The 11,086-nt window shown below is 55.3% G+C and carries 10 protein-coding genes; all 10 read left to right on the forward strand.

The genetic code is table 11. The features are described 5' to 3' along the window. The 10 genes from amiB to nsrR all read left to right on the forward strand — a co-directional run bounded on the left by amiB (position 1) and on the right by nsrR (position 11,082). Positions 1–1,794, forward strand: coding sequence for an N-acetylmuramoyl-L-alanine amidase AmiB (amiB, locus tag SERS4_RS0102360; protein WP_012004891.1), 1,794 nt, complete (start codon positions 1–3; stop codon positions 1,792–1,794). Positions 1,795–1,816: 22 nt separating this feature from the next. Next, positions 1,817–3,691, forward strand: coding sequence for a DNA mismatch repair endonuclease MutL (gene mutL / locus SERS4_RS0102365; RefSeq protein ID WP_017891357.1), 1,875 nt, complete (start codon positions 1,817–1,819; stop codon positions 3,689–3,691). After that, on the forward strand, positions 3,684–4,625 hold the full coding sequence (gene miaA / locus SERS4_RS0102370) for a tRNA (adenosine(37)-N6)-dimethylallyltransferase MiaA (protein ID WP_017891358.1): 942 nt from the start codon (positions 3,684–3,686) through the stop codon (positions 4,623–4,625). Before mutL ends, miaA begins: the two co-directional genes overlap by 8 nt. Positions 4,626–4,739: 114 nt before the next feature. Further along, positions 4,740–5,048, forward strand: a complete 309-nt coding sequence (gene hfq, locus SERS4_RS0102375; protein ID WP_012004894.1) for an RNA chaperone Hfq — start codon at positions 4,740–4,742, stop codon at positions 5,046–5,048. Positions 5,049–5,143: 95 nt separating this feature from the next. After that, positions 5,144–6,424, forward strand: a complete 1,281-nt coding sequence (hflX, locus tag SERS4_RS0102380; protein WP_012004895.1) for a ribosome rescue GTPase HflX — start codon at positions 5,144–5,146, stop codon at positions 6,422–6,424. A gap of 68 nt (positions 6,425–6,492) precedes the next feature. Next, positions 6,493–7,752: an FtsH protease activity modulator HflK gene (gene hflK / locus SERS4_RS0102385; protein ID WP_017891359.1), complete on the forward strand. Its 1,260-nt coding sequence runs from the start codon at positions 6,493–6,495 to the stop codon at positions 7,750–7,752. Positions 7,753–7,755: 3 nt separating this feature from the next. Then, positions 7,756–8,763 (forward strand): protease modulator HflC, encoded by a 1,008-nt coding sequence (hflC, locus tag SERS4_RS0102390; RefSeq protein WP_012004897.1) that lies wholly within the window; start codon positions 7,756–7,758, stop codon positions 8,761–8,763. Positions 8,764–8,826: 63 nt separating this feature from the next. Further along, the gene (locus SERS4_RS0102395) at positions 8,827–9,027 is read left to right on the forward strand and encodes a DUF2065 domain-containing protein (RefSeq protein WP_017891360.1); all 201 of its coding nucleotides are present in this window, start codon (positions 8,827–8,829) and stop codon (positions 9,025–9,027) included. Positions 9,028–9,124: 97 nt separating this feature from the next. Then, complete coding sequence (locus tag SERS4_RS0102400; RefSeq protein WP_012004899.1) at positions 9,125–10,423, forward strand: adenylosuccinate synthase; 1,299 nt, start codon at positions 9,125–9,127, stop codon at positions 10,421–10,423. 233 nt (positions 10,424–10,656) lie between these two features. Further along, positions 10,657–11,082, forward strand: a complete 426-nt coding sequence (gene nsrR / locus SERS4_RS0102405) for a nitric oxide-sensing transcriptional repressor NsrR (protein ID WP_012004900.1) — start codon at positions 10,657–10,659, stop codon at positions 11,080–11,082. Positions 11,083–11,086 lie beyond the last annotated feature (4 nt).

The following is an 11,086-nucleotide window of genomic DNA, read 5'->3' on the forward strand; positions in this document are numbered from 1 at the left end:
ATGACGTATGCGTTGAGAAAACTATTCGTAATCGCCCTGATCGCCGTATTGGGGCCTTTGGGTGCGGCCAGTGCGCTGGCCGCATCGTCGCTGTCTGATATTAAAGTCACCAATGCCCAACGTGAAGCCACCGTCTCGGTGAGTTTCAACGGCCCGCCGGATTATGCCTTTTTCCCACTGCACGGCCCGGACCGCGTGGTCCTGGACGTTAACCAGAAGGGCAAGGTCGGCGGTCTGCCGCTGAATTTTAGCGGTCAAAACCTGGTGAAAAGTATCCGCTCCAGTACGCCGAAAGACGCCCAGAGTGTGCGGCTGGTGTTTGACCTGACACAACGTTCGAAGACCCGGGTGGCCACACGCCAAAGCGGCAGTATCTATACCGTGGTGTTTACCATTGCCGCCGAGGGTAGCGCTAATACCAACATAGTGCGTAAAGCTCCGGTACCTGCGCCGGTGGTGAGCCAGCCAACGCGTAAAGCGCCAGTCGTGGTGAGTGAGCCTGATGAGCCGGCACCGGTGCGTAAAGCACCAAGCGGTTCGAATCCGTTCAGCAACAAGACAACCGTAGTTGCGGGGACCGCATCGGAAATTACGCCGCGCAGCAGCCGCGTTTCCGCAGGTTCCGGCGATCGGGTAGTGGTAGCCATTGACGCCGGTCACGGCGGGCAGGATCCGGGCGCTATCGGCCCGAACGGCCTGAAAGAGAAGAATGTCACTATCGCTATTGCTCGTCGCCTGCAGGCGTTGTTGGATGCAGATCCTCAGTTCAAACCGGTCCTGACGCGCAATGGTGACTACTTCATCTCGGTGATGGGACGTTCCGACGTAGCGCGCAAGCAGGGCGCCAACGTGCTGATCTCCATTCACGCCGATGCCGCGCCAAACCGCAGTGCCAACGGGGCCTCGGTTTGGGTTCTTTCCAACCGCCGGGCCAACAGTGAAATGGCGGGCTGGCTGGAACAGCATGAGAAACAGTCTGAATTGCTGGGCGGTGCGGGCGATTTGCTGGCTAACAGCCAGGCGGATCCTTACCTGAGCCAGGCAGTGCTGGATCTGCAATTCGGTCACTCGCAACGTGTGGGTTACGATGTTGCGGTCAAAGTCTTGCAGCAGTTACAGAGCGTCGGTTCATTGCATAAACGTCGTCCGGAACACGCCAGCCTTGGCGTGCTGCGTTCGCCGGACATTCCATCATTGCTGGTGGAAACAGGATTTATCAGTAATAGCACGGAGGAGCGGCTGCTCGGCAGTAGCGCGTATCAGGAAAAAATTGCCAGGGCGATCCACAACGGCCTGCGTAGTTATTTCCTGGCGCATCCGCTACAAGCCGACCCAAAGGTGGAAAACCGACCGCTGGACGTCGCAGCGGCGGTTAACTCCTCAACACCAGACGTCAGTCAGCCTGCACCGATCGTCAGTTCGGCCGGCAGCAGCCGTATTAGCGGTAAAACGCAGATTCACGTAGTGAAGCGGGCTGAAACGCTCTCCGGGATCGCCGACAGCTATGGCACTACCATGGCGGCGTTGCGTGACCTGAACAAGCTGAAGAAGGATGGTGTATGGGTCGGCCAGCGCCTCAAGGTGCCGGCGGGTAAATCCGCCGCTGCAGCCAGCACGGTCGCCAAGGCGAAACCCAGCGTGAAGAAGCCATCGAAGCATAAAGTGGCCCGCGGTGATACTTTGACATCTATTGCTAGCCGTTATGGTGTCAGCGTCAGCGATCTGAAACGCGTGAATAAACTGAAGTCGGACGTCGCGCCGCTGGATCGGACGCTGACCATTCCGCAGGCCTAGCGCCCACAATACAGGAGTCAGCATGCCCATCCAGGTGTTACCGCCCCAGCTTGCCAACCAGATTGCCGCCGGTGAAGTGGTCGAGCGGCCCGCGTCGGTGGTCAAGGAATTGGTGGAAAACAGTCTGGATGCCGGGGCGACGCGTATTGATATTGATATCGAGCGCGGTGGCGCCAAGCTGATCCGCATTCGTGATAACGGCAGTGGTATTGGCAAGGACGACCTGGCTCTGGCATTGGCTCGTCACGCCACCAGTAAAATCAGCACGCTCGACGATTTGGAAGCCATTGTCAGCCTCGGCTTTCGCGGCGAGGCGTTGGCCAGCATCAGCTCGGTTTCTCGCTTAACCCTCACTTCACGTACCGCAGAACAAAACGAAGCCTGGCAGGCTTATGCCGAAGGCCGCGATCAGGCGGTGACGGTCAAGCCGGCGGCACACCCGATAGGCAGCACGCTGGAAGTGCTGGATCTGTTCTACAACACCCCGGCGCGGCGCAAATTTATGCGCACCGAGAAAACCGAATTTGGCCATATCGATGAAGTGGTGCGACGCATTGCACTGGCGCGTTTCGATGTGGCGATCAACCTTAGTCACAATGGCAAGCTGATGCGTCAATATCGCGCAGCGAAAGACGAGAGCCAGTATGAGCGCCGTCTGGGCAGTATTTGCGGCCCGGCCTTTTTGCAGCATGCGCTGAACATCTCCTGGCAGCACGGGGATCTGACCATTCGCGGCTGGGTGGCCGATCCCGCCGGTGCCCGGCAACTGGGCGAAATGCAGTATTGCTACGTCAACAGCCGCATGATGCGCGATCGTTTGATCAATCACGCCATCCGCCAGGCTTATCAGGATCAACTGAAAGACGACCAGCAGCCTGCCTATGTGCTGTATCTCGAGGTAGACCCGCATCAGGTGGATGTGAATGTTCACCCGGCCAAGCACGAGGTGCGTTTCCATCAGGCTCGGCTGGTGCACGACTTTATCTATCAGGCGGTAACCACCGTGTTGCAGCAGGTCGGCAATGCGCCGCTGCCGTTGACCGATGAAACCGAGCAGCAACCGACACCGGTCTGGCAGCCGGAAAACCGCGTCGCCGCTGGCGGCAACCATTTTTCGCAGCCTGCACCGCGCCGAGAAACCGCATCAACCGAGCCTGCCGTCGCGCGTGAACGTGCGCCGCAACCGGCCTATCATTCGGGCAGTGGTTACCAGAAGCGGGAAGGCGAGCTGTACGGCAAGCTGTTGCAGGCCACGCCAGTGGCTGAGCCACGGCAAGAAGCACCAAAGCAACCGCTGTTTCCACCGGTAAAAACCGAGCAGGAAACGCCACTGGCCGGGAGTCAGCACAGTTTCGGCCGTGTGCTGATGATCTACCCGCCGTGTTATGCGCTGATTGAAAACGGTCAGCAGTTGATGTTGCTTAACCTGCCGGTGGCCGAACGCTGGTTACGTCAGGCGCAACTTAATCCTTCGCAAGAAGGCCTGCGGCCACAGCCGCTGCTGATCCCCATCAAGCTGACGTTGAACAAACAAGAGGCGGCAGCCTGCATACATCATCAGCCGCTATTGGTAACAATGGGGTTGGAGCTGCAAGTAGATCACGGGTGTGTGACGTTGCGCGCAGTACCTTTACCATTACGCCAACAAAATTTACAAAAACTGATACCCGAACTGTTAGGCTATCTGGCCGAGCATCAGGAGATGTCGCCCGCGGTATTGGCCACCTGGTTTGCCCGCCATTTAGGTAGCGAACATGAACAGTGGAACACCTCGCAAGCGATACAATTGCTGACCGACGTTGAACGACTTTGCCCGCAGCTGGTCAAATCACCACCCAGCGGACTTTTACAACCTGTTGATTTACAGGCTGCACTGACAGCACTTAGGCATGATTGAAACTGAAATGACACCACGTCCCCCGGCTATCTTTATCATGGGGCCGACCGCCTCGGGCAAAACTGCATTGGCGATCGCGCTGCGTGAATGCCTGCCTGTGGAATTAATCAGCGTGGATTCCGCACTGATTTATCGCGGCATGGATATCGGCACGGCCAAACCGAGCGCTGAAGAACTGGCGCAGGCACCGCATCGGCTGATTGATATTCGCGATCCCGCCGAAGCTTACTCCGCAGCGGACTTTCGCGCCGACGCACTGAAAGAGATGGCCGCCATTACCGCCGCCGGGCGTATCCCGCTGCTGGTGGGGGGAACCATGCTTTATTTCAAGGCGTTGCTGGAAGGTTTATCGCCGTTGCCACCTGCCGATCCTGCGGTGCGCGAACGCATCGAACAGCAGGCGGCGGAGCAGGGTTGGGACGTTTTACACCGTCAGTTGCAAGAGATTGACCCGGTTGCGGCATTGAGAATTCATCCGAATGATCCGCAGAGACTGTCCAGAGCACTGGAAGTTTTTTTTATTTCGGGTAAAACTTTAACGGAACTGACTAAAATTTCGGGTGAATCGTTGCCGTATCATGTGCACCAATTTGCGATAGCGCCGACCAGCCGTGAGTTGATCCATCAACGCATCGAGCTACGGTACCATCAAATGTTGGCGGCAGGTTTTGAGACGGAAGCGCGTGCACTTTTTGCACGGGGTGATTTGCATACGGACTTGCCTTCCATTCGCTGTGTCGGTTATCGCCAGATGTGGTCATATTTGTCTGGTGAAATTAGTTACGATGAGATGGTTTATCGTGGTATTTGCGCAACGCGTCAATTGGCCAAGCGCCAAATGACCTGGTTACGAGGCTGGGACTCGGTACATTGGCTGGACAGCGAGAAGCCGGGAGAGGCTTTGGACTCGGTAATACAGGTTGTTAGTGCATAGGTTGAGTGATTGTGTACAATTGATGAGTATTCAGCGCGCAAATTTTTTAGGTCGTTTATTTTAGAGCCGACAGGTTCTTAGTTAAAAACAACAAGCAAATAAGGAAAAGATAGAATGGCTAAGGGGCAATCTTTGCAAGATCCGTTCCTGAACGCATTGCGTCGTGAACGTGTTCCGGTTTCTATTTATTTGGTGAATGGTATTAAGCTGCAAGGCCAGATTGAGTCTTTTGACCAGTTTGTCATCCTGTTGAAAAACACGGTGAGCCAGATGGTTTATAAGCACGCTATCTCTACCGTTGTCCCGTCACGCCCGGTTTCGCACCATAGCAATACTCCGAGCGGCGGCACCAGTAACTATCACCATGGTAACAACCCGTCTGCGCCGCAACAGCCGCAGCAGGAAAGCGATGACGCTGAATAAAGCGCGTTGCGAGTCAACCATGACGGGGAGCATAAGCAGCCGTGGGCTGTTTATGTCCCCCAAACTCACGGATTTCCGTTTGAGAGGTTGCACGCTTGTTTGACCGTTATGAAGCCGGTGAGCAGGCCGTCCTGGTTCATATCTATTTCTCGCAAGACAAAGATACAGAAGATCTCAGTGAGTTCGAATCCCTGGTGTCCTCTGCGGGTGTCGAAGCTTTGCAAGTGGTGACTGGTAGCCGCAAAGCCCCACATCCCAAGTACTTTGTCGGTGAAGGAAAGGCCGAAGAAATTGCAGATGCGGTAAAAGCCAGTGGCGCATCTGTTGTCCTGTTTGATCACTCCCTTTCCGCGGCGCAAGAGAGAAACCTTGAACGCCTGTGCGAATGCCGGGTGATCGATCGCACCGGGTTGATTCTAGACATCTTTGCCCAGCGTGCCCGTACCCATGAAGGTAAGCTGCAGGTGGAGCTGGCGCAGTTGCGTCATATCGCCACGCGTTTAGTTCGTGGCTGGACGCACCTTGAGCGCCAAAAAGGGGGGATTGGCCTGCGCGGGCCAGGGGAAACCCAATTAGAGACCGACCGTCGTCTGTTACGCGATCGCATTAGCCTGATTCTACGCCGCCTGGAGCGGGTAGCTAAGCAGCGTGAACAGGGCCGACGTGCGCGTACCCGTGCCGAAGTGCCAACCGTATCGCTGGTGGGATACACCAACGCCGGTAAATCTACCCTGTTTAATCGAATAACGTCTGCCGATGTGTACGCGGCCGACCAGCTATTTGCCACCCTGGATCCTACCCTGCGGCGTATCGACGTGGCCGATGTGGGCGATACCGTGTTGGCGGATACCGTAGGCTTTATCCGGCACCTGCCGCACGATCTGGTGGCCGCCTTCAAGGCAACGCTGCAAGAAACGCGTCAGGCATCTTTGCTGTTACATGTAATCGACGCCGCGGATACCCGTGTCGATGAGAACATTGAAGCGGTAAATACCGTGCTGGCAGAGATTGAATCGGATGAGATCCCTACACTGTTAGTGATGAACAAAATAGATATGCTGGATGATTTTGTTCCGCGTATCGACCGCAACGATGAAAACTTACCGATCCGGGTGTGGCTGTCCGCCGCCAGCGGTGAAGGTATCCCGTTGCTGTATCAGGCGTTGACGGAGCGCTTATCGGGGGAAATCGCGCATTATGAGCTGCGCTTACCGCCAGAGGCAGGCCGTCTTCGTAGCCGTTTTTACCAGCTTCAGGCAATTGAGAAAGAGTGGAACGAAGAAGACGGCAGCATTGGCGTGGTGGTTCGTATGCCTATCGTCGAATGGCGTCGCCTCTGCAAACAGGAACTGGATCTGATTAACTTTATAGTATGATCATATCCTGTTACATTTGAGCTTCGCGTAAGCCTGAAGTACCCAATCACAGAATATGGAGCTAAAACATGGCGTGGAATCAGCCCGGTAATAACGGACAGGACCGCGACCCGTGGGGGAGCAGCAATAACAATGGCGGCAACTCTGGCGGTAATAACAAAGGCGGTCGCGATCAAGGGCCACCTGATTTGGACGATATCTTCCGCAAGCTGAGCAAGAAACTGAGCGGCTTGGGCGGGGGCAAAGGCTCCAACAACAATAACGACGGCGGTACTGGCACTTCGGGGCCGGGCTTTAGCGGTCGTATTATCGGTATCGCTGCGGTTGCGGTGGTGGTGATTTGGGCCGCCAGCGGTTTCTACACCATCAAAGAAGCCGAGCGCGGTGTCGTGACTCGTTTCGGCAAGTTCAGCCACCTGGTGCAGCCGGGTCTGAACTGGAAGCCGACCTTCATCGATGAAGTGCGTCCGGTCAACGTGGAGTCGGTGCGTGAACTGGCCGCTTCTGGCGTGATGCTGACCTCCGATGAGAACGTGGTGCGCGTAGAAATGAACGTGCAGTACCGCGTGACCAATCCGGAAGCCTATCTGTTCAGCGTGACCAACGCCGACGATAGCCTGAGTCAGGCTACTGACAGCGCCCTGCGTGGCGTTATCGGCAAGTACACCATGGACAAGATCCTGACCGAAGGCCGTACTATCGTGCGTAGCGATACCCAACGCGTACTGGAAGAGACTATTCGTCCGTACAACATGGGCATCACGCTGCTGGACGTCAACTTCCAGGCCGCTCGTCCGCCGGAAGAGGTGAAAGCCGCATTTGATGATGCGATTGCCGCACGTGAGAACGAGCAGCAGTACATCCGTGAGGCAGAAGCTTACGCCAACGAAGTTCAGCCACGCGCTAATGGCCAGGCACAGCGTCTGTTGGAAGATGCCAAAGCCTATAAAGACCGTACCGTCCTGGAAGCACAGGGTGAGGTTGCGGGCTTTGCCAAGCTGTTGCCGGAATACAAGTCTGCACCGCAAATCACCCGCGAGCGTCTGTATATCGAAACCATGGAAAAAGTCCTGAGCCACACCCGTAAAGTGTTGGTGAATGACAAAGGCAACAATCTTATGGTGTTACCGCTGGATCAAATGCTGCGTGGCCAAACCGGCGCGGCGGCTGAAGGCAGTAAAGACACCAGCCTGATTCGTCTCAACCCCGCTCCGTCTGCCAACAGCGGCGCCAGCTCCAGCAGCCAGCGCACCAGTAACGGCTCGGTCATGGACCAGCGCCGGGCGAATGCGCAGCGTGACGACACCACTCGCGTAGGGAGAGAATAATCAATGCGTAAGTCTTTTATAGTAATTATCCTCGCGGTGCTGGTGGCGTTGTATGCATCCTTGTTCGTGGTTCAGGAAGGTCAGCGCGGCATCGTGCTGCGTTTCGGCAAGGTACTGCGTGACAGCGACAACAAACCGCTGGTCTATGCGCCGGGCCTGCACTTCAAGATCCCGTTCATTGAAACAGTGAAAACGCTGGATGCACGTATCCAGACCATGGACAACCAGGCTGACCGCTTTGTTACCAGCGAGAAGAAAGACCTGATCGTCGACTCATACCTGAAATGGCGTATCAGCGATTTCAGCCGTTACTATCTGGCAACCGGCGGCGGTGATGTTTCACAGGCCGAAGTGTTGCTGAAACGTAAGTTCAGTGACCGTCTGCGTTCCGAAATTGGTCGTCTGGATGTTAAAGACATCGTGACCGACTCGCGCGGTAAACTGATGTCCGACGTGCGTGACGCGCTGAACACCGGTACCGTCGGTGATGACCAGGAAGTGGCGACCACCGAAGCCGATGACGCTATTGCTTCTGCAGCGGCGCGTGTTGAAAAGGAAACCACCGGCAAATTGCCGAAGGTTAACCCGAACAGCATGGCGGCGTTGGGTATCGAAGTGATCGACGTGCGTATCAAGCAGATCAACCTGCCGGCAGAAGTGTCAGATGCAATCTACCAGCGTATGCGTGCCGAGCGTGAAGCGGTAGCCCGTCGTCACCGTTCACAGGGTCAGGAAGAGGCTGAGAAGCTGCGCGCTACCGCAGACTACGAAGTGACTCGTACCCTGGCGGAAGCCGAACGTACAGCGCGTATCACCCGTGGTGAAGGTAATGCCGAAGCGGCCAAACTGTTTGCTAACGCATTCAGTCAGGATCCGGACTTCTATGCCTTTATCCGTAGCCTGCGTGCTTATGAAACCAGCTTCAGCAGCAATAACCAGGACGTGATGGTACTGAGCCCGGACAGCGATTTCTTCCGCTACATGAAGTCGCCTGATTCCGTACGCAAGTAACCGCGACAGGTTAATGATCGAGGGCCCGTTTAAACGCGGGCCCTTTCTTTTTGGGAGACATTGATGAATTCAACGATCTGGCTGGCACTTGGGCTGGTTTTGGTGCTGGAAGGCTTGGGCCCGATGCTGTTCCCGCAGGCCTGGCGCAAAATGATACTGGCGATGACCCAGTTTCCTGACGCGACACTGCGCCGATTTGGCGGTGGAATAGTGGTTGCAGGCTGTGTGATCTACTACATGTTGCGTACACACGCAGGGGTTTAAAGTTTAGCCTAAAAAATATGCAACCCTATGCTAAAAGTGCTGAAACTCACGAATTACGGTGGTAGAATCCATTTTTAAGCAACCGGTGATTTTTAAAATGGGTAAGAACGTCGTCGTACTGGGCACTCAATGGGGTGACGAAGGTAAGGGCAAGGTCGTAGACCTGCTGACCGAACGGGCTCAATATGTAGTGCGCTACCAAGGGGGCCATAACGCTGGCCACACTCTGGTTATTAACGGTGAAAAAACCGTCCTTCATTTGATTCCATCAGGCATTCTGCGTGAAAACGTGACCAGCATCATCGGCAACGGTGTGGTTCTGGCTCCAGACGCATTGATGAAAGAAATGGGTGAACTCGAAGCGCGCGGCATCCCGGTACGCGAACGTCTGTTACTGTCCGAAGCCTGCCCGCTGATCCTGCCTTATCACGTTGCGCTGGATAACGCGCGCGAGAAAGCACGCGGCGCGAAAGCTATCGGTACCACCGGTCGCGGTATCGGCCCGGCTTACGAAGATAAAGTGGCTCGTCGCGGTCTGCGCGTTAGCGACTTGTTCAACAAAGAAACCTTCGCCGTCAAGCTGAAGGAAATTGTTGATTACCATAACTTCCAGTTGGTCAACTACTACAAAGTTGAAGCCGTTGATTACCAGGCGACTCTGGATTATGTGCTGTCTATCGCCGACATCCTGACTGCAATGGTTGTTGACGTGTCCGAACTGCTGGACGGCGCGCGCAAGCGTGGCGACCTGATCATGTTCGAAGGCGCACAGGGCACCCTACTGGATATCGACCACGGTACCTATCCGTACGTGACCTCTTCAAATACCACTGCTGGCGGCGTTGCTACCGGTTCAGGTATTGGTCCGCGTTACGTGGATTACGTACTGGGCATCGTTAAAGCCTACTCTACCCGTGTGGGTGCAGGTCCGTTCCCAACTGAACTGTTCGACGAAACCGGTGAATTCCTGTGCAAGCAGGGTAACGAATTCGGTGCTACTACTGGCCGTCGTCGTCGTACTGGTTGGCTGGACGCGGTAGCGGTTCGCCGCTCTGTACAGATCAACTCCCTGTCCGGCTTCTGCCTGACCAAGCTGGACGTGTTGGACGGCTTGAAAGAAGTGAAGATCTGCGTGGGTTACCGCATGCCTGACGGCCGCGAAATGACCACCACTCCGTTGGCGGCTGAAGGTTGGGAAGGTATTGAACCCATCTACGAAAGCATGCCGGGCTGGAGCGACACCACTTTTGGCGTGAAAGAACACAGCAAACTGCCACAGGCCGCGCTGAACTACATCAAGCGCATTGAAGAGCTGACTGGCGTGCCGGTAGACATTATTTCTACAGGTCCAGACCGTAGCGAAACCATGATCCTGCGCGACCCGTTCGACGCATAATCTGGTTTTACTGCAGTAAAACAAACCGGGCATTGTCCCGGTTTGTTTTTATCCTGATTTCCCCCGGTTGCGATTTCACTTCAAAAAATCCTTTCTTTAACCTGTCCAGCGTCCGAGATGCGCTAAATAATTAGCGGCGAACTCTCTGGCTGGTTTATTATCCAATAAGTAATCTTTTGAATAATGCCGAAAATCGGCGTATCAGACGGGTAAAATGATACCCAGAGGTAGATGTGCAGTTAACAAGTTTTACTGATTACGGCCTGCGGGCGTTGATCTACATGGCCTCGCTGCCACCGGACAAAATGACCAGCATCTCGGAAGTTACCGAGGTCTACGGCGTGTCCAGAAACCATATGGTAAAGATCATCAATCAGTTAAGCCGGGTTGGGTTTGTAACCGCAGTGCGCGGTAAGAACGGCGGCATCCGTTTAGGCAAACCGGCCGAAACCATTCGCCTCGGCGACGTAGTCAGGGCGCTGGAGCCGCTGTCACTGGTTAACTGCAACAGTACTTTCTGCCACATAACCCCTGCTTGCCGCCTGAAACAGGTGCTCCAACAGGGCGTACAGAATTTCCTTGAAGAGCTGGACAGCCACACGCTGGCCGATATGGTCGAAGACAATCCATCGCTCTACAAGCTATTGCTTGTCGAATAAAGCG

The organism is Serratia sp. S4 (assembly GCF_000347995.1).
In the GTDB taxonomy this organism is placed as follows: Bacteria; Pseudomonadota; Gammaproteobacteria; order Enterobacterales; family Enterobacteriaceae; genus Serratia; species Serratia quinivorans.

What these genes read in the sequence shown, in the direction of transcription:
- amiB (WP_012004891.1), top strand. Translation starts at nt 1, where the DNA reads ATGACGTATGCGTTGAGAAAACTATTCGTAATCGCCCTGATCGCCGTA.
- mutL (WP_017891357.1), top strand. Translation starts at nt 1,817, where the DNA reads ATGCCCATCCAGGTGTTACCGCCCCAGCTTGCCAACCAGATTGCCGCC.
- miaA (WP_017891358.1), top strand. Translation starts at nt 3,684, where the DNA reads ATGATTGAAACTGAAATGACACCACGTCCCCCGGCTATCTTTATCATG.
- hfq (WP_012004894.1), top strand. Translation starts at nt 4,740, where the DNA reads ATGGCTAAGGGGCAATCTTTGCAAGATCCGTTCCTGAACGCATTGCGT.
- hflK (WP_017891359.1), top strand. Translation starts at nt 6,493, where the DNA reads ATGGCGTGGAATCAGCCCGGTAATAACGGACAGGACCGCGACCCGTGG.
- hflC (WP_012004897.1), top strand. Translation starts at nt 7,756, where the DNA reads ATGCGTAAGTCTTTTATAGTAATTATCCTCGCGGTGCTGGTGGCGTTG.
- SERS4_RS0102395 (WP_017891360.1), top strand. Translation starts at nt 8,827, where the DNA reads ATGAATTCAACGATCTGGCTGGCACTTGGGCTGGTTTTGGTGCTGGAA.
- SERS4_RS0102400 (WP_012004899.1), top strand. Translation starts at nt 9,125, where the DNA reads ATGGGTAAGAACGTCGTCGTACTGGGCACTCAATGGGGTGACGAAGGT.